This window comes from Pseudoduganella sp. GW821-FHT11H04 (assembly GCF_058807935.1).
Map to the genome: position 1 here is coordinate 1 of NZ_JBXARE010000010.1, position 20,081 is coordinate 20,081.

General features: G+C 62.7%; 20 protein-coding genes. 10 read left to right on the top strand and 10 right to left on the bottom strand.

From position 1 onward, the window contains the following. The first annotated feature begins 175 nt into the window (after positions 1–175). The 3 genes from AC1RTP_RS20110 to AC1RTP_RS20120 are packed head-to-tail and all read left to right on the top strand — an operon-like array spanning position 176 to position 1,840. The gene (locus tag AC1RTP_RS20110; RefSeq protein WP_498609856.1) at positions 176–532 is read left to right on the top strand and encodes a COG4315 family predicted lipoprotein; all 357 of its coding nucleotides are present in this window, start codon (positions 176–178) and stop codon (positions 530–532) included. 4 nt (positions 533–536) lie between these two features. Further along, positions 537–1,034 carry an RNA polymerase sigma factor gene (locus AC1RTP_RS20115; RefSeq protein ID WP_498609858.1) on the top strand — a complete coding sequence of 166 codons (498 nt, stop codon included), beginning with the start codon at positions 537–539 and terminating at the stop codon, positions 1,032–1,034. After that, positions 1,031–1,840, top strand: a complete 810-nt coding sequence (locus AC1RTP_RS20120; protein ID WP_498609860.1) for an anti-sigma factor family protein — start codon at positions 1,031–1,033, stop codon at positions 1,838–1,840. The genes AC1RTP_RS20115 and AC1RTP_RS20120 overlap by 4 nt, the downstream gene beginning before the upstream one ends. Here AC1RTP_RS20120 and AC1RTP_RS20125 read toward each other — a convergent pair. Then, entirely contained in the window at positions 1,837–2,334 is a 498-nt protein-coding gene (locus AC1RTP_RS20125; RefSeq protein WP_057264480.1) for a winged helix-turn-helix transcriptional regulator, read from the bottom strand. The genes AC1RTP_RS20120 and AC1RTP_RS20125 overlap by 4 nt on opposite strands. A 231-nt stretch (positions 2,335–2,565) precedes the next feature. On the opposite strand from AC1RTP_RS20125, the gene AC1RTP_RS20130 reads away from it, so the two are divergent. Further along, positions 2,566–3,333: a response regulator transcription factor gene (locus tag AC1RTP_RS20130; protein ID WP_498609862.1), complete on the top strand. Its 768-nt coding sequence runs from the start codon at positions 2,566–2,568 to the stop codon at positions 3,331–3,333. On the opposite strand, the gene AC1RTP_RS20135 is transcribed toward AC1RTP_RS20130, so the two are convergent. Beyond that, entirely contained in the window at positions 3,317–5,878 is a 2,562-nt protein-coding gene (locus tag AC1RTP_RS20135; protein WP_498609864.1) for a TonB-dependent receptor plug domain-containing protein, read from the bottom strand. The two genes, AC1RTP_RS20130 and AC1RTP_RS20135, sit on opposite strands and share 17 nt — an antisense overlap. A gap of 328 nt (positions 5,879–6,206) precedes the next feature. Between AC1RTP_RS20135 and AC1RTP_RS20140 the strand changes: the two genes are divergently transcribed. Genes AC1RTP_RS20140 through AC1RTP_RS20155 form a run of 4 tightly spaced genes read left to right on the top strand, consistent with a single transcriptional unit; the run spans position 6,207 to position 10,652 of the window. After that, positions 6,207–6,590 carry a BlaI/MecI/CopY family transcriptional regulator gene (locus AC1RTP_RS20140; protein WP_498609866.1) on the top strand — a complete coding sequence of 128 codons (384 nt, stop codon included), beginning with the start codon at positions 6,207–6,209 and terminating at the stop codon, positions 6,588–6,590. Next, positions 6,583–7,830, top strand: a complete 1,248-nt coding sequence (locus tag AC1RTP_RS20145) for a TonB family protein (protein WP_498609868.1) — start codon at positions 6,583–6,585, stop codon at positions 7,828–7,830. The genes AC1RTP_RS20140 and AC1RTP_RS20145 overlap by 8 nt, the downstream gene beginning before the upstream one ends. 4 nt (positions 7,831–7,834) lie before the next feature. After that, positions 7,835–8,548, top strand: coding sequence for an SIMPL domain-containing protein (locus AC1RTP_RS20150; RefSeq protein WP_498609869.1), 714 nt, complete (start codon positions 7,835–7,837; stop codon positions 8,546–8,548). 10 nt (positions 8,549–8,558) lie between these two features. Beyond that, complete coding sequence (locus AC1RTP_RS20155; protein ID WP_498609871.1) at positions 8,559–10,652, top strand: TonB-dependent receptor plug domain-containing protein; 2,094 nt, start codon at positions 8,559–8,561, stop codon at positions 10,650–10,652. On the opposite strand, the gene pnuC is transcribed toward AC1RTP_RS20155, so the two are convergent. Both pnuC and AC1RTP_RS20165 read right to left on the bottom strand, forming a co-directional pair. Beyond that, a complete protein-coding gene (pnuC, locus tag AC1RTP_RS20160; RefSeq protein WP_498609873.1) occupies positions 10,649–11,215 on the bottom strand; it encodes a nicotinamide riboside transporter PnuC in 567 nt (188 codons plus the stop codon). The two genes, AC1RTP_RS20155 and pnuC, sit on opposite strands and share 4 nt — an antisense overlap. Further along, positions 11,205–12,704, bottom strand: coding sequence for a tetratricopeptide repeat protein (locus tag AC1RTP_RS20165; RefSeq protein ID WP_498609875.1), 1,500 nt, complete (start codon positions 12,702–12,704; stop codon positions 11,205–11,207). Before AC1RTP_RS20165 ends, pnuC begins: the two co-directional genes overlap by 11 nt. Positions 12,705–12,908: 204 nt before the next feature. Between AC1RTP_RS20165 and AC1RTP_RS20170 the strand changes: the two genes are divergently transcribed. Further along, the gene (locus AC1RTP_RS20170; protein ID WP_498609877.1) at positions 12,909–13,661 is read left to right on the top strand and encodes a substrate-binding periplasmic protein; all 753 of its coding nucleotides are present in this window, start codon (positions 12,909–12,911) and stop codon (positions 13,659–13,661) included. On the opposite strand, the gene AC1RTP_RS20175 is transcribed toward AC1RTP_RS20170, so the two are convergent. The 3 genes from AC1RTP_RS20175 to AC1RTP_RS20185 form a co-directional block, all read right to left on the bottom strand. Then, positions 13,658–14,569, bottom strand: coding sequence for an alpha/beta hydrolase (locus AC1RTP_RS20175; protein ID WP_498609879.1), 912 nt, complete (start codon positions 14,567–14,569; stop codon positions 13,658–13,660). The genes AC1RTP_RS20170 and AC1RTP_RS20175 overlap by 4 nt on opposite strands. Before the next feature lie 202 nt (positions 14,570–14,771). Continuing rightward, the gene (locus AC1RTP_RS20180; RefSeq protein ID WP_498609881.1) at positions 14,772–15,149 is read right to left on the bottom strand and encodes a PH domain-containing protein; all 378 of its coding nucleotides are present in this window, start codon (positions 15,147–15,149) and stop codon (positions 14,772–14,774) included. 57 nt (positions 15,150–15,206) lie between these two features. Continuing rightward, a complete protein-coding gene (locus AC1RTP_RS20185; RefSeq protein WP_498609882.1) occupies positions 15,207–17,291 on the bottom strand; it encodes a putative bifunctional diguanylate cyclase/phosphodiesterase in 2,085 nt (694 codons plus the stop codon). A gap of 190 nt (positions 17,292–17,481) precedes the next feature. Here AC1RTP_RS20185 and AC1RTP_RS20190 point away from each other — a divergent pair, with 190 nt between their 5' ends. Then, on the top strand, positions 17,482–18,120 hold the full coding sequence (locus tag AC1RTP_RS20190; RefSeq protein WP_498609884.1) for a hydrolase: 639 nt from the start codon (positions 17,482–17,484) through the stop codon (positions 18,118–18,120). A gap of 18 nt (positions 18,121–18,138) precedes the next feature. Here the strand turns inward: AC1RTP_RS20190 and AC1RTP_RS20195 are convergent, their stop codons facing one another. From AC1RTP_RS20195 to AC1RTP_RS20205, 3 genes are read right to left on the bottom strand one after another with little or no spacing between them, the layout of a single operon-like run. Continuing rightward, positions 18,139–18,549, bottom strand: a complete 411-nt coding sequence (locus AC1RTP_RS20195) for an ExbD/TolR family protein (protein WP_498609886.1) — start codon at positions 18,547–18,549, stop codon at positions 18,139–18,141. Further along, positions 18,549–19,286 carry a MotA/TolQ/ExbB proton channel family protein gene (locus AC1RTP_RS20200; protein WP_498609888.1) on the bottom strand — a complete coding sequence of 246 codons (738 nt, stop codon included), beginning with the start codon at positions 19,284–19,286 and terminating at the stop codon, positions 18,549–18,551. Before AC1RTP_RS20200 ends, AC1RTP_RS20195 begins: the two co-directional genes overlap by 1 nt. A gap of 21 nt (positions 19,287–19,307) precedes the next feature. Further along, on the bottom strand, positions 19,308–20,081 hold the full coding sequence (locus AC1RTP_RS20205; protein ID WP_498609889.1) for an energy transducer TonB: 774 nt from the start codon (positions 20,079–20,081) through the stop codon (positions 19,308–19,310).

The window sequence follows — 20,081 nt, forward strand, 5'->3', positions numbered from 1 at the left end:
ATCTTCCTCCTGCTTTCCCTTTCCTGCCCGCTCATCGCTTTTCTGGCACTGGAGGGGAGGCGTCCATTTCATTCTCCGTGACAAAATAGGCAGAAAAAATATTTTAGGGAGGATGGAATAAGCCGACCAAACGCTACGTATACGCAATACTTCCCACCTGTTAAGGAGACTTGCAATGAAACTGATCGCCCTGACCCTGGCCGCCCTGCTGAGCACCGCCGCTTACGCCGCCGAGCCCCTGAAGAAGGCTGACGGCGTGTACGTTGATGCCGCCGGGATGACCGTCTACACCTTCGACAAGGACGTTGCCGGCAGCGGCAAGAGCGCCTGCGTCGATGGCTGCCTGAAAAACTGGCCAGCCGTCGCAGCCAGCGGCGACCTGGCCGCGCCATGGTCCTCCATCACCCGTGACGACGGCAGCAAGCAACTGGCCTACAAGGGTAAGCCTGTCTACCTGTTCGTGGGCGACAAGAAGGCTGGCGACCGCGCCGGCGACAATATGAAAGACATCTGGCACGTCGTTAAGGATTGAGTGGATGCAGGAACTGCATGAACGCCTGTTGGCATGCCTTCCGCGCCTGCGCCGATATGCGCGGGCGTTGACCGGCGATAGCGCCAGCGCGGACGACCTGGTCCAGGACACCGTGGAACGCGGCTGGTCGCGTATCGGCCAGTGGCGTCCCGATGGCGAGCTGCGCGCCTGGCTGTTCGGCATCATGCACAACCTGCACATCGACCAGCTGCGGCGCGCCCCGCCGCCCTCCGTGGAACTGGAAGATGGCGACCTGCCGGCCGCGCCTTCCACTGGATCGCTGGAAGTGCGCGACCTTGAGCGCGCCTTGCAACAGCTGCCATCCGCCCAGCGCGAAGTGCTGCTCCTGGTGGCGCTCGAAGAGATGCGCTACGAAGACGTGGCGGCCATGCTCGATATCCCGCTTGGCACGGTGATGTCGCGCCTGAGCCGCGCACGCGAGAATTTGCGGCGGCTGATGACGGGCCAAGCGCCCGCCGCCACTCTGAAGGTCGTGAAATGAACGAAGCCGAATTGCAAGCCTGGGTCGATGGCCGCCTGCCGCCGGATCGGCAAGCAGCGGTCGAACGCTACCTGGCCGACCACCCCGCTGAAGCCGCGCGCCTGCAAGCCTACCGCGAACAGAACGTGGCACTGCACGCGCTGTTCGATGACCTGCTCGAGGCCGAGGTACCCGAGACGCTGGCCCCATTGCGCCCAAACGCCTCTTCATCCGCCACGCCGCCTGCCGGCGCCCAAGGCGCGCCCGCCTGGAGCATCCCCGCCTGGCGCCGCATGGCCGCGATGGTGGTGGTGGCCGTCGGCGCCGGCCTGATTGGCGGCACGGCTGGCTGGGCGCTGCGCGGTGCCGGCACTGGCAGCGGCCCCTCGCTAGCCCTGGCCGCACTCCCGCGCCAAGCCGCCATCGCCCACGCCGTCTACACGCCCGAAGTAAAGCACCCGGTGGAAGTCGGCGCCGACCAGCAGCAACACCTGGTCACCTGGCTGTCAAAACGCCTGGGCAAGCAACTGCGTCCGCCGCAACTGGCAAAGCAGGGATATGAGCTGGTAGGCGGCAGGCTGCTCCCGGGCGACAACGGCCCCGTCGCCCAATTCATGTACGCCGACGCGAGCGGCCAGCGCCTGACCATGTACGTCAGCTCGGGACAAAAGCAGAATCGCGACACGGGCTTCCGTTTCGCGCAAGAGGGAAATGTGGGAGTGTTTTACTGGATCGACGGCAGCTTCGGCTATGCGCTGTCAGCCGCCGTCGGTAAGAAAGAGCTGTCGCAGATCGCGAACGCGGTCTACGAACAGCTCCAGCCTTAGTTAGGCATGCGGCGGCCGGCTTCAGTGATACGGTTACGCATCACTTCCGGTGCTGCAGGCCCCGGCGCGAACATATAGTCCTCATCATTGATGGCAAGGCCGCTATTTGCATCGACGAGAACCTGGTCAGCCGGCTTGCCGGTTTCACGGCTCACCACCAGCAAGCTGGCGCCTTCCGGCGACAGATGCTCATTCCCCCAGGCAATGAAAGCCAGCAGCACAGGTTTGAAGTCACGGCCAGCCTTGGTCAGGATGTACTCATAGCGTGGCGGACGGGTGCTGTACTGGCGGCGCTCCATCAGGCCGCCCTCGACCAGACCGGCCAGGCGACGGGTCAGCATGTTCGGCGCGATCTTCAGGCTCTTCTCAAATTCATCGAAGCGGGTCAGGCCATAGAACGCATCACGCAGAATCAGGATGCTCCACCACTCGCCCACCTTGCCGAGGCTACGCGCGATCGGGCAAGGCATTTGGCCAAAGTCGGTATGTTTCATATTGCCTCCTAGTTGATTGGATCGTCTGGTTTAACCAGTTGAATGCTTCAGGCTCAATTGAACATCGAAAACACCCTCAAAAGACTCACCAAAAATCACTCTTGCAAGGAACGTAGCTATCTTCTTTCCATTCTGCGTTGTTGCGGCGCACATAACCTTTGGCGGAAGCGACAATTCCTTTGCTAGATGTGAATTGCGCAACTTTATTTGAAACATGGGCATAATGAGCCCATGTACCTGACCAGCGACGCCCAAGTGCGAAATATCCTCATCGTGGATGACTCCGCGTTTGAGCAGCGCATGCTTGTGGACTTATTGAGCGAAATGCCCTACCGAGTGTCGGTGGCCTTTAATGGTGAACAAGGCTATCAGTTGGCGTTGACCGGCCTGCCTGACCTGATCCTGCTCGACGTGCGCATGCCGAATATGGATGGCTATACCTGCTGCAGGTTGCTCAAAGCCAACCCCGCCACACGTGATATTCCCATCATTTTCCTGAGCGGCACCGAGGCGGTGGAAGACCGCATCATGGGTCTTCAGCTGGGCGGGGTGGACTTTGTCAGCAAGCCCTTCACCCCTGGTGAACTGGCGGCACGCATCCACGTGCACCTGAATTTGATGAAGCGTCCTCCGCAAGAGGCAATGGGCAATGAGCCGGCAGATACCGACTCGGTCATCGTAAATGCAGCCAAGCGCCTGATCTACGACAACCTGGCCGCCCTGCCCGGCCTGGCGGAAATCGCCGCCAGCGTTGGCACCTACCGTGAAAAGCTGAACCAGCTTTTCCGCACCCACACCGGCATGACGGTGTTTGCCTATATCCGCGAAGCGCGCATCCAGCGCGGCATTCACCTGCTGCGCGATACCGACATGGATGTGCAGGATATCGCGCTGCTGCTGGGCTTTGCCAATGCCGGCAATTTCGCCACTGCCTTCCGCGAGCGGATGGGTACTACTCCCAGCAGCTACCGCACCTCAATCCTTAAAACTTGTGATTGAGTTTGACTGACGCGAAACGGCCGCGCGGGTCGCCTTGCGTGTAGTCGAAGAAGGCGAACGAACTATCCCACGAAGGTTTGCGGTCAAACGCATTGGCCACGATCAGGTTCACGCTGGTGGCTGCGCTGATCTTGTAGCCCACGTTCAGGTCCACGGTGGCGAATGGCTTCACGCGTTCGCCGGGGCGGGTGGTCTGCTCGTAGCCGTCGACATAATTCCATGCGACGTTGGTGTTCCATTGGCCCAGCTCCCAGGTAGCGCTGGTGGTGCCGCGCCATTTCGGAATGGAGCCGAAGTCATTGGTGCCTGCACCGTTGGTCAGCGGCTCGCCTGGCGACAGCGGCTGCTCGTACTTGAACACGCGGCTCAATTGCGCGTTCAATGTCACGGTGCCGTAAGCAGTCTTCGGCAACTTGTGGCGCAGGTCAACGTCGATGCCGCTTACCACGCGTTCGCCCTGGTTGGCGTACTGGCGGTACAGGGTCAGGATACGGCCCTGTGCATCGCGCACCACCTTCTCTGGATGGGTCGTTTCGTTGGCCAGGATGGTGTCGGTGCTCTCGGTATCGATCACGCCCTTGGTGCGAATGTGATAGAAGTCCACGCCCACGCTGCTGTTGGCCGTTGGCGATACCACAAACCCCAGGTTGAAGTTTTTGGAACGCTCAGGCGACAGCTCGGTATTGGCGACCGTGATATTGGTCACGCCGCGCGGCTGGGTCGGCGTGATCGGGTCTTTTGCATCGATCACGGAGCCGTAGCTGACCGAAGTCGAATTGGTGATCTCAGGCAGCGACGGCGCGCGGAAGCCGCGCGACACGGTGCCGCGCACCAGCAGCCACGGGGCGGCCTGGTAACGCACGCTGGCCTTCGGCGAGAAGGCGGAACCGAAGTCGCTGTACTTGTCTGCGCGACCGGCCAGGTTGACGGTCAGGTCTTTCAGCACCGGCACATTGAATTCGGCGAAGGCCGCGCTCACCTGGCGCTTGCCCTGGATGATGTTGATCGCTGGACGCAGCTCGGTACCCGACAGTACGGCGGTGGACGTATTCGAATTCATTTCTTCCTGGCGCCATTGGCCGCCGAAGGCGAAGCCCAGAGCGCCGGCAGGCAGCTGCGCCAGTTCTTTCGAGGCGTTGAAATCGGCCACGGTAAGCGTCGATTCCGCCGGACGCAGGGTCGACAGGCGCAGGCGGTTGCGCACTTCCTCGCTGTTCTTCGACTGGTCGGCGAAGTTGTAGCTGCCATCTGCCAGAACTTTTTCAAATTCGTAGCGGTTGACGAAGTTCTGCACTGTTTCTTTCAGCTTGCTGCCGGAGCGGGCGATGGAAGCGTCATAGTCCCAGCCGTTCCACGCGCCCTTGATGCCTGTCAGCACACGGTAGAAGTCCACCTTGTCCTGCTTCTGGCGCGCGCCAAGGTCGAACAGGGTTGCGGTGAAAGGCAGCGGAGTCGGACTCGGATTGTTCGGGTGGCCAACCGGCAGCACCACGTTGATGTTATCCAGCTTCTGCAAGGCGTTGTTCCATGCGCGCAGGCCGCTGCCCACGGTCAGCGGGGCGCCGAAAGTCTGCTCGGCCCACGAGTAGCCGTACAGGCCTTCCGCATAGACTTCGGTGACTTCGTTCAGTTTCAGGGTGCCGCGCAGCGAGGTGTGCACGCGCTCCACACCCGGGATCAGAGTGCGGTATTCTGCCGGGTTAAAGGCCAGCACCTTGCCGCTCTTGCCAGGGGCGATGTCGCCGTAGTTCTGCACTTGCAGCGGGCCTTGCACGCCGCCCAGTTGCCTGGTCGGATCGGAGGTGCCGTAGTAATTGGTCGGCGTCCAAGCCAGCGTGCCGTTGGCATTGCCGCGGAAGTCGCTGCCGCGCAGGTAGGACACATCGGTTTGCTGCAGCTTGTCGCGCTTCAGCGCATCGAGCGAAAACACCACGCTCCAGCCCTGTTCATCCAGGCTGCCAAAGCCCGTCTGCAGCGAGGCGCTGCGTTCCAGCTGGCCGGTGCCCTGGGTAGAAGAGCCGATTTGCGCACTCACCTCGGTACCCTTGAATTCCTTGTACAGGATGATGTTGACGACGCCGGCCACCGCATCGGAACCGTAGACGGAAGACGCGCCATCCTTCAGCACTTCAATGCGCTGCACCGCTGCCAGCGGCAGCGAATTCAGGTCGACGAAGACTTCCTGCAGGTCCTGCGCGGTGGCGTAGGAAGAGACGCGCTTGCCGTTCACCAGGATCAGGGTGTTCTTCTGCCCCAGGCCGCGCAGCGACAGACCCGCCGTGCCGGCCGAAAAGCTGCCGGTGTACTGCTCGTTATAGCTGTTGCCGCTGTTGGCGGAAATGGTGCGCAGCACGTCGGCCACGGTGGTCTTGCCGGTGGCCGCCAACTCCTTGGCGCTCAGCACCTGCACGGCGCTGGCGCCTTCCTTCTGCGAGGTGCGGATATTCGAACCGGTGACGACGACGCGGGCCAGTTCTTCTTCAGCGATTGCGAATTGCGGGAATGCGGCCGCGATGGCCAGGGTAATGCTCAGGGGCTTGATCATTGTTCTTCCTTTTGGGTGTGCAGCGCCCGGCCTGCCTTATGGGCGGCTTGGGCAAAACGGTATTGCGGGGATGGGGGAAAGGCTTAGCAGCGGCACATGAACTGCGCCATGCAGCTCATGGTGACGGTGTGGCGGTGATGTGTGACTAGCGTTTTCATGCGGCAACTATAAGGGAGCCATTTCATTTCTGAAACGAATTAAATTTCAGACCTATATGCATTTTGAATATATAGACAGCCATGTCTACTTTCCGCCACAGGGAAAACACCGAAGTATACAACTCTGTCTAGACAGGCTATTCTAGTCAAAACGTTAGAAGGAAATAAACATGGCTAGCATTCCGAAACCTACTCCGGCCGAGCTGGAACTGCTGCAAGCGATCTGGCCGCTGGGCTCCGCCACCGCCAAGCAAGTGCATGAAGCGATGCTGGCCGAGAAGCCAGACCTGGCTTACGGCGCCGTGCTGCGACTGATGCAGATCATGCACGGCAAAGGCTTGCTGATCCGCGACGAGAGCCAGCGCTCCCACATCTACGCCCCCGCCGTGGCGCGCGAAGCGATGCAGGGCAATATGCTGCAAGACCTGTTGCAGCGCGCCTTCGCCGGTTCCGCCAAGGCGCTGGTGCTGGCGGCACTGAAAAGCGGCATTTCGAAAAAAGAGCGCACCGAAATCGAAGAGCTGCTGAAGCAGGAGGACAAGCCGAATGAATAACATCATCAACGCCGCCGGCTGGACCCTGATCCACTTCCTGTGGCAAGGCGCACTGGTCGGCATCGCCACAGCCGCCCTGCTGCGCATGATGCGCGGTTTCAGCCCCAGCTCGCGCTACACGGTGACCTGCCTGGCGCTGCTGGCCTGCCTGCTGTGGCCTGCCTACGAATTCGCCAGCGCGCTGCAAGCGCCGACCCGTCCCTGGCAAGTTCTTCTCGCAGCGCCCACAAACGAAGTGTTTGCGCACAGTGAACTCCTGACCAATATAGACAACCGCCTGCCGCTGCTGGTCAGCGCCTGGCTTGCCTGCGTCTGCGCGCTGGCCCTGCGCAGCGCATTCGGCCTCGCCTGGATCGCACGCACCCGCCGCACCGGCGGCCGCGACGTGCATTGGCAGCAGCGCCTGTCGCAACTGGCGGCGCGCCTTGGCATCCGCCGCGAAGTATCGCTGCGCATTGTTGAAGCGCTGGCCAGCCCGATTACTGCGGGCTGGTGGCGCCCCGTCGTACTGATGCCGGCCGCGCTGGTGGCGCGCATGCCGCCCGAGTTGCTGGAAGCCCTGCTGGCGCACGAACTGGCCCATGTGCGCCGCCACGATTTCCTGGTCAACCTGCTGCAGAACGTGGTCGAGATCCTGCTGTTTTACCACCCTGCCGTGTGGTGGCTGTCGCGCCGCATCCGCCACGAACGCGAACTGGTGGCCGACGCCATCGCCGCCGACTTGACGGGCGAACCGCGCCGCCTTGCACTGGCCCTGTCCGAGCTGGAAAAGATGCAGTTCGCCACGCAGCGCCTCGCGCTGGCCGCCGACGGCGGCGACCTGACGCAGCGCATCCGCCAACTGGTCGTTCCGCAGGAGCAGCACGGCAACTGGAAAGCACTGCTGGCCGTCCTGAGCGTGGCAGCGGCCTGCCTGACCGGCTACGCCAATGCCCGCGTTGAAGCGGCCAATACGCCTGAGGCGCGCACGCCAGCCATCGTCGACTTCAAGAGCTGCTCCAAACCGCTGTGGCCCCAAGACGACTTGCAAGCCGAGCATACCGGCACCGTCACGCTGAAATTCCATATCAGCGAAAGCGGCAATGTGACCGATTCCAAAGTCGCCCGTTCCAGCGGCCACCCGGGCCTCGACCAGGCAGCACAAGTGGGCATTTCCAAGTGCCATTTCAAACCCGCCAAGGTGCGCGGCAAGCCCGTCGCCACCTGGCAGCAAATGCAGTACGTCTGGACCCTGGAGTGATCGCATGAAGTTAAGCACCACCATTGCAGCACTGGCGCTGTGGGCCGTATCGGCCGCCTGCAGCGCGCAGGCAACGGGCGCCGGCCTGCCGCCGCATCCCTTCGTCAGCACCAGCGGCAAGGCCCAGCTGTGGATGCGTCCCGACATCGGCGAAGTCAAATTCGAAGCCGGCTCGCAGGATGCCAGCTCTGGGGCGGCAGCCGCACAATTGCAGGAAGTGAGCGCCAGCGTGATGCAACTGCTCGCCGATCACGGCGTGCAGGCAGAGGATGTCGAGTCCTACGAAGTCGAAAAGAAGACCGTTCCCGTCGACGGCGAAAAGCCGACCGTCTATTCGATGGGCCGCCTGTTCCATGCCCGCGTACGCGACCTGGCGCAGTGGCCGGACCTGATCGCGAAGCTGGTCGAAAAAGAGCACATCACCAATATCAGCTCCACTTTCGACCGCACCGACGGCGACGACATCAACACCCAGTTGATGGCCGCCGCTGCCGACGACGCGCGCAGCAAAGGCAACTCCCTTGCCAAGGCGTTCGGCCGCAAGCTCGGTCCAGTGGTCGCAGTCGCGCGCGGCCCGCTCACGCAAATTGCCGCGCCTTTCCTCGAAATGCAGCAAGGCCGTGAAACCCGCGGCACCGCCCCGCAGACAGGCAACTACAGCGTGCCCGATTCCATCGCCTATTCACAAACCGTGAATGCCATCTTCGTCCTGAAGTAAGACTAAACCCATGAAACTCCGCACAATCGCCTGCGCGGCGATGGTCTTCACACGCGCCTACGCCCAGGAAATCCCGCCTATCGTGCAGGTTAAAGCCAGCGCCGACCTGCAGCGCCAGCGCGACACAGCCGCCCGCACCACCATTACGCGGGAGGAAATCCTCAAGTTCGGCGATGCCAGTGCGCTCGACGTGCTGAAGCGCCTGCCCGGTGTCTCCGTCAGCGACGGCGCTCCGCGCATGCGCGGTCTCGGCGCGGGCTACACGCAAATCCTCGTCAACGGCGACCGCCCACCGCCGGGCTTTTCGCTGGATAACCTGACGCCCGACATGATCGACAAGATCGAAATCATGCGCGCGGCGACAGCGGAGCACAGCACGCAGGCCGTGGCCGGCACAATCAACATCGTGCTGCGCAAGTCGGCAAGCAAGCCGTCGCGCGAATGGCGCACCTCCGCCACCGCGCCCGCACACCTGCCGTCGCGCAGCGCCAGCCTCGGGCTGGCCGACAAAGGCGACGCGCACAGCTACACCTTCAACGCCAGCGTCACACAAGGTAACAACCACCGCCCGGAGCATAGCGACGTGCTGGAAACCAGCGCGGCGGGCACGGTCACCAGCCAGCGCGTCGAAGAGGAACGCAGCCGCAACCGCTTCCTTTTCCTCAATATGAACAGCCGCGTGAACTGGACCCTGTCCCCCGATGAAACATTGGGCTGGCAAACCTTTGCCAGCGCGGTGCGCTTCCACGCCGACCGTGCGCGTGAAGTGCAGCTTACCGGCGGCTCTGTACTTCCCTATGCCAGCTCAGGCTATTGGCGCAAGGACGAAGTGGAAAACCTGCGCACGGAAGTCAACTGGTCGCGGAAATGGGGCGATGGCGGCCGCATCGAATCGACAGCGAGCATCAGCGGCGACCAGGCGCAGCGCGACCGCAAGTCAAGCTACGACATGCGCGCCGGCGAACGCACCCTCGACCGGCGTTACGATGTTGACGGGAGCAGCCGGCGCGCCAGCTGGATCGGCAAACTGGCGCTACCGCCGGCACGGGGCCATTCGCTTGGCCTCGGCTGGGACGTCTCATCCAGCCGCCAGCGCGAACACGAGTTGCAGGACGAAACGGCGACAGCCGAAGCGAACGCCGCGGATTTCGACCGCGCGTCGCATGCACGGCTGCGCAGCCTGGCGGCCTATGTGCAGGACGAATGGGAGATTGGCGAAGGCTGGTCGGTGTATGGCGGCTTGCGGCGCGAGACAAGCGAAACGCGCAGCAGCGGATCGGACTTTTCCGCCGTGACCACGCGGGCCGGCGTAACCAGCCCTATCCTGCAGGCCTTGTGGAAGCTGCCTGGCGAGCAGCGCCGCCAGTTCCGCTTTGCATTGGCGCGAACCTACAAGGCGCCCACCACGAACCAGCTCATGCCGCGCCGCTTCCTCAGCCTGGTCAACACAGAACTGACGCCCGATTCGAGCGGCAATCCGAACCTCCGGCCCGAACTGGCGCGCGGCCTGGACATCGCCTTCGAATCGTACGGAAAAGACGGTGCGCTGTTTTCGCTGGCTGCGGGAACGCGCCAAATCACTGATGTGATCTTCAACGCGGTCGGCGAGCAGGATGGGCGCTGGGTTTCCTCGCCTTCCAATTTCGGGAAGGCGCGCACCAACAGCCTGGAGCTGGAATGGAAAGGCCCAGTCCCCACCACACCGCTGCGCTTTTCGCTCAATGCTGGCCGTTACTGGTCGCATGTCGATGCAGTACCCGGCCCCGATAACCGACTGGCGCGGCAGCCTCGCTGGACAGCAAATGCCGGCGGCGAATACCGCTCAGGCCCCTGGAGTGCGGGCGCTAGCTTGACTTACAGCGCAACGGGCTGGGTCCGCACTACGCAATGGCAGTCGGTCTACAACAGCGCTGAACGCAATCTTGAAGCCTACACCAGCTATCGCCCTTCGTCGGCGAGCCAAGTGCGCATCACAGCCGGCAACTTGCTGCGCCAGCCATCGCTTTCAAGGAACGTCTATACGGACGCAAACGGCCGCAAGACAAATGCGACAAGCATCGGCAACCCGGCCTGGATACGCGCCAGCTACGAACGCCAGTTCTAAACGCCGGAGGCACGCTGGCGGCGCCAGTGGCGCCACGCGACGAGAGCATTGATCCAGTAGGCTGCGTACAACGCAGCCGTCAGGTACAGCCCACGGCTGGCGTAGAGCGGCACCGAGACAGTATTCACCAGCAGCCACACCGGCCAGTTCTCGATGCGGCGCCCCATCAGCAGCACCTGGGCGATGACGGAGAACATCAGCACGGCCGAATCGATGAAGGGTGCGTAGGCATTGGTGTAATGCTTCAGCATCAGTCCATACGCAGCGGTAGCGGCAGCGCCGCCCAGCGCCATCTTCGCCAACGTGGCCAGGCGCGTGGTGCGGATATGCAGCGAATGGCCATGGTCGCCCCGCAACCACTGGCGCCAGCCGATGATGCAGGTGATGATAAAGAACAGCTGCAGCGCGACGTCGGCATACAGCTGCGATCCGTAGAACAGTACGGAGAACAGCGAGCAGCCGACAATGCCGCTCCACCAGGAATGAATGCTGTTGCGTCCCGCCAGGACGATGGACACCGCCATCACCACATTGGCGATGATTTCAAGGGCGCTAATCTGCATGGGTGCCCAATACGATCAGCAAGCCGCGCATGTCTTCGCCGCTTTCCTGGCGCAGCGTGCTCGGAGTGATTTCGCGGATAGCGAAGCCGTGGCTGCGCGCCAGCGCCTCGATGCCGGCGCGCGAATGCGCGTAGCGCCCGGAGGCGCGCAGTGCGAAGGCTTCCGCGCCCTCGTGCTCCTCCACCGAAAACGCAAAGACGCCGCCGTTGCGCAGCGCCAGCCGCGCCACCGAAAACACGGGCTTCAAATCGCCCACGTAGACAAACACGTCGGCCGCCACAATCACGTCGGCGCTGTCTGGACGCACCCGCAGGTAGCCCACCATCTCGCCGCAATACAGCCCGTCGTACAAGCCCGTATCGCGCGCCTTGTCCAGCATGTGCGGCGACAGGTCTACCCCTTCCAGCAGGCAGGCCAGCGGCCGCAGCAGCGGGCCGCACAAGCCGGTGCCGCAGCCTGCATCCAGCACATCGAGTTCGCCCAAGGGAAGGTGACGGCGCAGCGCCTCCACCAGCAAGGTCGGCGTGCGGTAGCGCAGCACGTCGACGAGATGATGGTTGAAATCGCCGGCGTATTGGTCGAACAACGCCTTCACGTACGCAGCAGGCGAGGCTCCCGGCGCCTGCTGCGCGCCCATGATGGCCAGCATATAGCCGACGGTACCGGGATCGGCGCCAAAGTCCAGCGCGGCCTGGTAGGCTTCGACCGCTTCCTCGTGGCGGCCCATGGCACGCAGGGTATTGGCCATGCCCAGCTGGGCACGCGCATAACGGGGACGCACGGAAAGGGCGTCGCTGAAACTGGCCAGCGCCTCGTCAAGTTCCTGTAGCCGCAGCAGCAAGGCGCCGCGTGCGCACCAGGCTTCCGCATATTCTGGCTGCAGTTCCAATGCGCGCTCCAGGCCCTCCAGCGCATCTACCGGTTTGCCCAGTGCAAGCAGCGAAACCGAAGCGCCATGCAGGGCTTCCGGGTAAGCACGCTTCACCGCCAGCGCGGCGCCAAAGCTGTCCAATGCTGCCTCATGGCGGGCGATCGATTGCAGGGCCAGGGCGCGGTTGCACAGGGCTTCCGCATAACCTGGCGACAGGCGCAGCGCGGCGTCGTAGCTATCGAGCGCCTGGTCGATATGCCCCAGGTGGCGCAGGACATTGCCACGGTTGCTCAGGGCCATGGCGTAATCCGGTTGCAGCGCCAAGGCGCGCTCGAAACTGGCCAGGGCCTCCTCATAGCGTCCCATATCCTGCAGCACGACGCCGCGATTGCAGTGGGCCTTGGGACGGGCGGCGTCGAGGGAAAGCGCGCCGTCGATCATGGCCAGGGCGCGATCGGGCTCACCCTGCTGGCGCGCCAACACGCCGCTCAAGTGCAGTGCATCGAAATTAAGCGGCTCGGCGCGCAGCACATCGTCGTAGAGCGCTTGCGCGCGTCCCAGTTCGCCCTGCTGGTGGAAGGCGACGGCTTGTTTCAGGAGTACATGGATTTCAGTCATGGCCCGTATTACACCAAGCCGTCACACGGGCGTCAAACCGCCGTCACATTCGGCCGCCAAAATGCGTGCATCTGGCGCTCCGGCGTCACTACCGGGGCCGGCGGTCGGGAAATATACCGGCACCACATTGACCAGCTTTCCGCTTTACAGCGACGCTTTCATCTGAAACACTGTCCAAGTGGATACTTTCGGATGCCCTCAGCCATGAGGCTGTTGCTTACTGCCCTACTGATTCAACTTGCCAGTCCTGTTGGCGCCTGCACCCTGCGCCTGGCGCCTGAAGAATGGCCACCCTATTTTTATCATAATGACAAGTCCGTGCTGGGCGGCGTCGATTTCGAACTACTCCAGGCCATACTCAGCCATGCCGGCTGCATCTTGCAGCTGGAAAAAGAAATGCCTATTGCACGGCGCAATGTCCTGTTCCAGCAAGGCAAACTCGACTTACTGATGGCTGCCTCGGCCACCGAAGAGCGGCGCGGTTTCGCCCGTTTCAGCCTTCCTTACCGGCAGGAGACCGTGGGCCTGTTCACGGTGCCGGAAAAAATGGACAAGCTACGCCATATCGACAGTTTCCAGGCCATGGCCGCCCAGCACGCCAGCTTGCTGGCGCCCCGCCTGGGTTTTTACGGCGAGGATTATGAGCGCGCCATTCCGGCGCTGAATGCCGAAGGCCGGCGCAGTACCTTCAGCACCTTCGACCAGGGCATCAAGATGCTGGAAGCCGGGCGCGCCGACTTGATCATGGGGGACGCCAACGCCCTGCGCCATGTCGCACGCCAGCTGAATGTGAAAATCGTGCAGCTGCCCTACATCCCCTACCGTGCACCGGTGCACCTGATGCTGAATGCGGCGAGCACCACGCAAGCGCAACTCACGCGTATCAACCAGGCCATTAACCAGCTCGAACAAAACGGCGCACTGCCTGCCATCCGCGCCCGCTACGGCGTCAATTAATCGAGGAATTCGCCTACGGCTTCATAAAGCTGCGTGCGCGCCGCTTCCATGTGCATGACGTGGGTGCCGCGCGGTATGACCGCGTAACGTTTGCTGCGTGCGGCATGCATTGCGCCGAGCATCTGGCGATAGTCCGCATCGTTTGGCCAGGCATCCCATTCTCCGCGCACCAGCAACACCGGCATTTCCAGCCGGCCGGGGTCGTAATAGGAACGGCCCCGCAACAGGTCCGCCAGGTCGGCGCTGGGTCCGGAGGGGAAACGCACCGACCCTTCGCTACGGCCATCCGAAGCCAGCCAGTGTGCGCCCCAGCGCTGGAAGACATCGGCATGCAGCTGCGGCGGCTCCTGCTGCGGACGCAGGCTGTCCATGGCGGCGATGCGCTGTGCCGGCGTCAGTTCCTCGTAGGCGCTTGCGGGGGCTTGCGGCAGGCCGCTGGTGTCCGCTGGCGCGGGGCGTGGCGTGATCGCCGCAAACAACACCAGCTTTGCCACCTTTTCCGCATGGTCCTGCGCATAGCGCGCCGCCACCGAGCCGCCCCAGGAGTGCCCGACCAGCAGCACCTGCTGCTTGCCGCTGCGGCGCAAAATCGCGTCGACGGCGTTGCCCACATCCTGCGCCACTTCGCGCGCGCGGCCCGGCGGCGACTCTGTATCGGCAGCGTAGCGATCCGACAGGCCGTAGCCGGGAAAATCCAGCGCATACACGTCGTAACCGCGCACCGCCAGCCAATCCATCCAGGACTGGCCATCCATGCGGAAATCGAAAGACAAGCCGGATGGAAAGGAAGACCCATGCACGAACAGCACGGGCAGCGCGCCATTGGCGCGGTCAGGCCTGGTATGGCGGACGCGCGCCACCAGCGCGGGCTGGTGGCTGGGGATGTCGATCACTTCGTATACTGGCATATCCGGCTCCCGTAAAAGCCATCATGCTAGCTGGCGTGTTCACGCAACAATTCGTCCGCGAACGAATGGTGGAAGCCTCAGCAGCCTCGGGACACGTGCAGCCACTGGCAGGCCCACATGCTGACCCGCTGCAGCATTCCGACGGGGTCGCCCCATATAAAAAGGGCGGCGACGGCCAGCAACAGAATGGTGACAAAGAGCTTCATTTGAGGACGTAGCTCGCGAGGACGGCCTGCACTTCATAGATGCTCAGGCGCTTGTTGAATTTCTGGCTGAATGGTTCAGAAGTGCTGGAAATCCAGATCTTCAGTTCAGCGTCCAGGTCCAGCGTGCCGCCAGTCTCGATGCTGAAATGCGTCACGCTCTTGTATGGGATGGAGTGATACTCCTTCTTGCTGCCGGTGACGCCCTGGATATTCACGACCACCAGGCGCTTGTCGGTAAATACGAAATAATCGCGCAGCAGCTGGTAAGCATGTTCGACACGCTCATTGGGCGCGAGGATTTTCGCGAAGTCTTCCCGCAGGTCCGCCACGTCGATCTTGGACGCGTTACCCAGCATGCCGTCGAGGATTCCCACTTCCGCTCCTATTCTCAATAATGTAACTGGAATCTACCACGAAGCGGCGACTCCCGGTCAAGCGGCGGCAGCTTCCCTTTCTTCCATCAGGTAGTTGGTAGCTGCGTATGCGGCAAGCGGGCGAGCGAAATAATAGCCTTGCAACAGGTCGCATCCCAGGTCGCGCAATTGCGCCGCCTGACCAGCGTCTTCCACACCTTCGGCGACAAGTTCCAGCCCGAGGTTGCGCGCCAGGCCGACGGCGGTGGCGCAGATTTCGAGGTCTTTTTCGGATTCGCCGATATCGCGTACAAAGCTGCGATCGAGCTTGAAGGAATGCACCGGCAGCATCTTCAGGTAGCCCAGCGAGGAATAGCCGGTGCCGAAATCATCAATCGACAGGCGCACGCCGAGGCTGCGCAAGGATTCCAGTTTCTCGATGGAGTGTTGCGGATCCTGCATCAGCACCGACTCGGTGATTTCCAGCTCAAGGTCCGCGCCCATCAAGCCGGCACGCTGCAGGGCTGCCTGCACGTTGTCGCGCAAGTCGCTTAGCAGCAGCTGCTGCGCCGACAGGTTGACCGCCATGCGCACCTCGCTGAAGCCCAGCGCGCGCCAATCCTGCAACTGCTTGCAGGCTGTTTCGAGCACCCAGGCCCCGATCGCTGCAATGGAGCCGGTCGCTTCGGCCAGCGGGATAAATTTGTCCGGCATCACCAGGCCCAGTTCCGGATGCTGCCAGCGGATCAGCGCTTCCATGCCCATCACGCGTTCGGTCTTGGCGCAAACCTGCGGCTGGTAGTGCAGGAAGAATTCGCCATTTGTCAGCGCTTCCTTCAGCTCATTCTCAAGGCCGATACGCTCGCTCAGCGACTGCTGCAGGGAGGGACGGAAGACGCGCAGGTTGCCCGGTCCAAGGTCACGCGCCTCGTGCAGCGCCAGCCCCGCCGAAGCGAGCAGATCTTCCGCTGTATTGGCGTGGTCGGGATAAATGGCCACGCCGGCGCTGAAGGTCATGTTCAATACGGTGCCGGCAGCGGTGAACGGCGCCTTGATCGCTGCCAGCACGCCCTCCACTTCGCGCTCGATGCCCGCCAGGGTCTTGTGGCCCGCAATGCCGACCGCAAAACGCGCGCTGCCCAGGCGCGCCACCAGGCGGCGCTTGCCGCAATGGTCGCGCAGGCGCTGCGCCACTTCAATCAGCACCTGGTTGCCGGCCTCGTAGCCGCGCGTTCCGTTAATGATCGCAAGTCGGTCCAGGTCCAGCAGCAGCACTGCCGTGCGGGTCAGGCTCGACTCGCTCCAGACGAACATTGCGCGCAGTTTTTCCAGCGCGCCTTCGCGGTTCGGCAGGCGTGTCAAGGCGTCATTAGTGAGGGCGCGCTCGAAACGCTGGCTGGACAACTTGTGGCTCTCCACTTCGCGCTCCAGGGCGGCGCTGATGCGGATTTTTTCGGACAGGCGCTGCGTCGCTTCGCGCCGGATCAGCAGCAGGAAGGAGGCGGCCAGGAACAGGAAACCGAACCCGGTCAGGTACGGCAGCTTCAGCATGCCCTTGTCGGCGGCGCCACCCAGTGCCCCGGCCACTGCGACCAGGGCCACCGAAGTCCATACCAGGCGGCTCCTGAAACGCGCGCGCTGGCGCCAGTCACGGACGCAAATCACGGCCGCCAATACGGCCGCTCCCAGCAAAAGCAGGTGGTTGAACCGGTACGCAATCGTCGTTTCGCCCGAAAGCAGGAAGGCGCGCTCGCCCCATGCCAGGTCGACGGGTGCATCGACCGCCAACTCCGAAAAACGGTAGCCGAACGGCGCGACCAGGTTATCGAGTACCAGAACAAGCGAAACCAGGGCGACGCCGTAACTTACACGCAGCGCGACAGGACGCTTGTCGAGCAAGGCGAGCAGGTACCAGACCTGCGGCACCAGCGACAGGGAGAAGAAATTGACCCATTTATGCGCCCGGATAGCCTGTTCCACGTCGAGCGCCAGCTGCTGCTGCACATTCGCGTACTGGAAGAACGAAAAAGTCAGGCAAATGAGGGCGAATGTCCAGCATGCCCGCACATAGGAGCTGTTGCGGGCGAGCATCGCGGCCTGGAATGCGGACATTGCTAACGCTCCCACGGAGATCAGGTAGAGCGAAGCAAGGGGGGTATTCATACGGTCATCGGCTTACTTTTGGGCAAACCCGGCTATTTTATTACATCGCCCTTAAGCCGCCATCACATTGTTCTCGAAATGGAACACTGTCGACCAAAAAATTGCCGGTATCGCACATGCACTTCATGGCACATACTGAACTGGCTTTGTCCCTTGAACGGCCCACGCCCTTAACCAGAAGGAGACTACCATGACAAGCGAAGCTATTCGTGATCCGAAGAAAGACGACTTGCTCACCCCGCAAAACTCGGCATTCGTCATCATCGACTACCAGCCGGTGCAAGTGAATTCCATCGCATCGATGGACCGCCAACTGCTGGTCAACAATATCGTTGGCACCTGCAAGGCTGCCGTTGCGTACGGACTGCCGATTGTGCACTCAACCGTCAACGTGAAAACCGGACTGAATAAACCGCCTATCCACCAGATCGGCAAAGTGCTGGGTGACTTTCCGACCTATGACCGCACCACCATCAACTCCTGGGAAGACATCGAATTCCGCAAGGCGGTGGAAGCTACTGGGCGTAAAAAGCTGATCATGACCGCGCTGTGGACCGAGGCCTGCTTGACCTTCCCTGCTCTCGACGCCCTGCGCGAAGGGTATGAAGTTTATGTGGTGGCCGATGCGGTGGGCGGCACCTCCGTTACCGCCCACGATATGGCGCTGCGCCGCATCGAGCAGGCGGGCGGCAAGATGATCAGCGTGGCGCAGCTTTTCTGCGAACTGCAGCGCGACTGGCAGCGCAAGGATACAGTGCCTGCTTTCATGAACCTGTTCATTGAGACCGGCGGCACCGCCGGCCTGCAATTCGGCTACGACCGCGCCTAAGCGGAATCCGGGAGCCGGCTAGCCGGCCGGCTCCGTCAGCACCGACAGCTTGGTCACGCCGGAGCGCTGGATGTGTGCAATTACCTTCGCTACCGAACGATAGGGCACGCCCTCATCGGCTTGCAGGCTGAGTGCAAGATCCGGGTTGCCGCCCACCAGGACGTGCAGTTCACCCTCCAGCGATTCAAGCGGTACTTCGCGCTTATCGATAAAGATGCGGTTTTCCCCGTCCAGGCTCACCGTCACGCTCTTGTTGGGCGTGGCCGGGGTCGTGGTGGAGGTCTTGGGAAGATTGATCCGCACCGCGTTGTTCAATAGCGGGGCCGTGAGGATGAATACCACCATCAGCACCAGCATCACGTCCACCAGCGGAGTGATGTTGATTTCGCTGACCACGTCGCCGCTATCCCTGCCAGTAGTGAAAGCCATTATGCCGCTGCTCCTGCCGGCAGGCCGGCTGTCGATGCGCCCTGCGACGGAACGCTGCGCTGCTGCGCCCTGGCCGCCGGAGGATTCGCCACGCGGAAGTTGTTGCGCTGCGCGAGATTGACGAAGTCGGTCGCGTAATTATCCAGTTCGGCGGCCGTGACTTTCAGGCGGCGCACATAGAAGTTAAACGCCAGCACGGCAGGCACCGCGACCGCGATGCCGACGCCGGTGGCAATCAGCGCCTCGCCGATCGGGCCGGCCACCACGTCGATGCTTGCCGAGCCGCTGGCGCCAATTGCACCCAGAGCGTGGATGATACCGAACACGGTGCCGAACAGGCCAACGAAGGGCGCAGTGGAGCCGATGGAAGCCAGGATCGCCAGGCCGCTTTCCAGCGACTGGTATTCCTTATGGATTTGCTGGCGCAGGTAGCGTTCCAGCAGTTCACGGCGGCCCCAGTCGTGTTCCAGGTCGGCGCCGGCGTCGGCATCGCTCACATACAGGGCTTCGAAGCCAACTTCTGCCAAGCGCGATTTCGGGCTGGCGCCATTGGGCAGCGCGGCGGCCGCATCCAGCGAGGCGGCGCTCCAGAATGCTTTGCCGAAGGCCTTATCGCGCTTGCTCACACGGTAGTGCTGTACGCCCTTGGCGGCGATGAGCACCCAGGTCACCACGGAGAACAGCACCAGCGCGTACAGGGAGCCCTGCACGATCAGTTCGAGGTAATGGGATTGCATTGACGGTTCCTTTCAGCAGATTCACGAGAGTTTGAAATTCAGTGGGACTTTCACCCAGCCGTCGATCGGCGTCTGTCCGCGGCGGGCGGGCTCGAAGGCCCAGCCTTGCACGGCCTTGACGGCGGCATCGTCCAGGATTTTGTGGCCGCTGGACTTTTCGACGTTGATGGCGGCAGGTTTGCCGGTGGCAAGCACCTGCACCTTCAGGATCACCTGCCCTTGCAGGCCGCGGTCCTGGGCTAGGGCCGGGTAGTCCGGCGCGGGGTTGTTGCGGTAGCCCGCAAAGCCGCGCGGTTCTGTGACCGGTTCCAGCGCCGGCGGTGCTGGCGGTGCAAGCACAGGAGCGGGCGCCGGCGGCTGCGGCGTGGTGGCAACCGCCACCGTGTCGGCGCTTGGGGGGCCGGATTCGACCACCTCGCGCACGACCGGCACGGGCTGTCGTACCGGCGCCGGCACCGCCTTTGCTACCTGCGGCTGCGGTTTGGGCGGTTCCGGAGGCGGCGGTGGCGGTGGAGCGAATTCCAGCGCCAGGGGTTCGGCCTTTGGCGGCGGAAGCCTTGCGTCGGCAGGCAGATTCTGCACGCCGATGATGACGGCGGCATGCAGTAGTACAGCGGCGCTGGCCAGCAGGCCCAGGCCCGCCTTGTTCTGCAATCCCCGCTTCAGCAGGTCCGGCCGGACGGCGGCGGCGGTGGGCTGCGGCGCTTTCACCACCGGGCGCGGCGTGCTGCGCGTCCGGCTTCGTCGCGGTGCATAAGACGCCGAATGGATACTGTCGAATGTCAGGGTTGTCAT

Coding starts and splice junctions, on each gene's coding strand:
- AC1RTP_RS20110 (WP_498609856.1), top strand. CDS start 176: ATGAAACTGATCGCCCTGACCCTGGCCGCCCTGCTGAGCACCGCCGCT.
- AC1RTP_RS20115 (WP_498609858.1), top strand. CDS start 537: ATGCAGGAACTGCATGAACGCCTGTTGGCATGCCTTCCGCGCCTGCGC.
- AC1RTP_RS20120 (WP_498609860.1), top strand. CDS start 1,031: ATGAACGAAGCCGAATTGCAAGCCTGGGTCGATGGCCGCCTGCCGCCG.
- AC1RTP_RS20125 (WP_057264480.1), bottom strand. CDS start 2,334: ATGAAACATACCGACTTTGGCCAAATGCCTTGCCCGATCGCGCGTAGC.
- AC1RTP_RS20130 (WP_498609862.1), top strand. CDS start 2,566: ATGTACCTGACCAGCGACGCCCAAGTGCGAAATATCCTCATCGTGGAT.
- AC1RTP_RS20135 (WP_498609864.1), bottom strand. CDS start 5,878: ATGATCAAGCCCCTGAGCATTACCCTGGCCATCGCGGCCGCATTCCCG.
- AC1RTP_RS20140 (WP_498609866.1), top strand. CDS start 6,207: ATGGCTAGCATTCCGAAACCTACTCCGGCCGAGCTGGAACTGCTGCAA.
- AC1RTP_RS20145 (WP_498609868.1), top strand. CDS start 6,583: ATGAATAACATCATCAACGCCGCCGGCTGGACCCTGATCCACTTCCTG.
- AC1RTP_RS20150 (WP_498609869.1), top strand. CDS start 7,835: ATGAAGTTAAGCACCACCATTGCAGCACTGGCGCTGTGGGCCGTATCG.
- AC1RTP_RS20155 (WP_498609871.1), top strand. CDS start 8,559: ATGAAACTCCGCACAATCGCCTGCGCGGCGATGGTCTTCACACGCGCC.
- pnuC (WP_498609873.1), bottom strand. CDS start 11,215: ATGCAGATTAGCGCCCTTGAAATCATCGCCAATGTGGTGATGGCGGTG.
- AC1RTP_RS20165 (WP_498609875.1), bottom strand. CDS start 12,704: ATGACTGAAATCCATGTACTCCTGAAACAAGCCGTCGCCTTCCACCAG.
- AC1RTP_RS20170 (WP_498609877.1), top strand. CDS start 12,909: ATGAGGCTGTTGCTTACTGCCCTACTGATTCAACTTGCCAGTCCTGTT.
- AC1RTP_RS20175 (WP_498609879.1), bottom strand. CDS start 14,569: ATGCCAGTATACGAAGTGATCGACATCCCCAGCCACCAGCCCGCGCTG.
- AC1RTP_RS20185 (WP_498609882.1), bottom strand. CDS start 17,291: ATGAATACCCCCCTTGCTTCGCTCTACCTGATCTCCGTGGGAGCGTTA.
- AC1RTP_RS20190 (WP_498609884.1), top strand. CDS start 17,482: ATGACAAGCGAAGCTATTCGTGATCCGAAGAAAGACGACTTGCTCACC.
- AC1RTP_RS20195 (WP_498609886.1), bottom strand. CDS start 18,549: ATGGCTTTCACTACTGGCAGGGATAGCGGCGACGTGGTCAGCGAAATC.
- AC1RTP_RS20200 (WP_498609888.1), bottom strand. CDS start 19,286: ATGCAATCCCATTACCTCGAACTGATCGTGCAGGGCTCCCTGTACGCG.
- AC1RTP_RS20205 (WP_498609889.1), bottom strand. CDS start 20,081: ATGACAACCCTGACATTCGACAGTATCCATTCGGCGTCTTATGCACCG.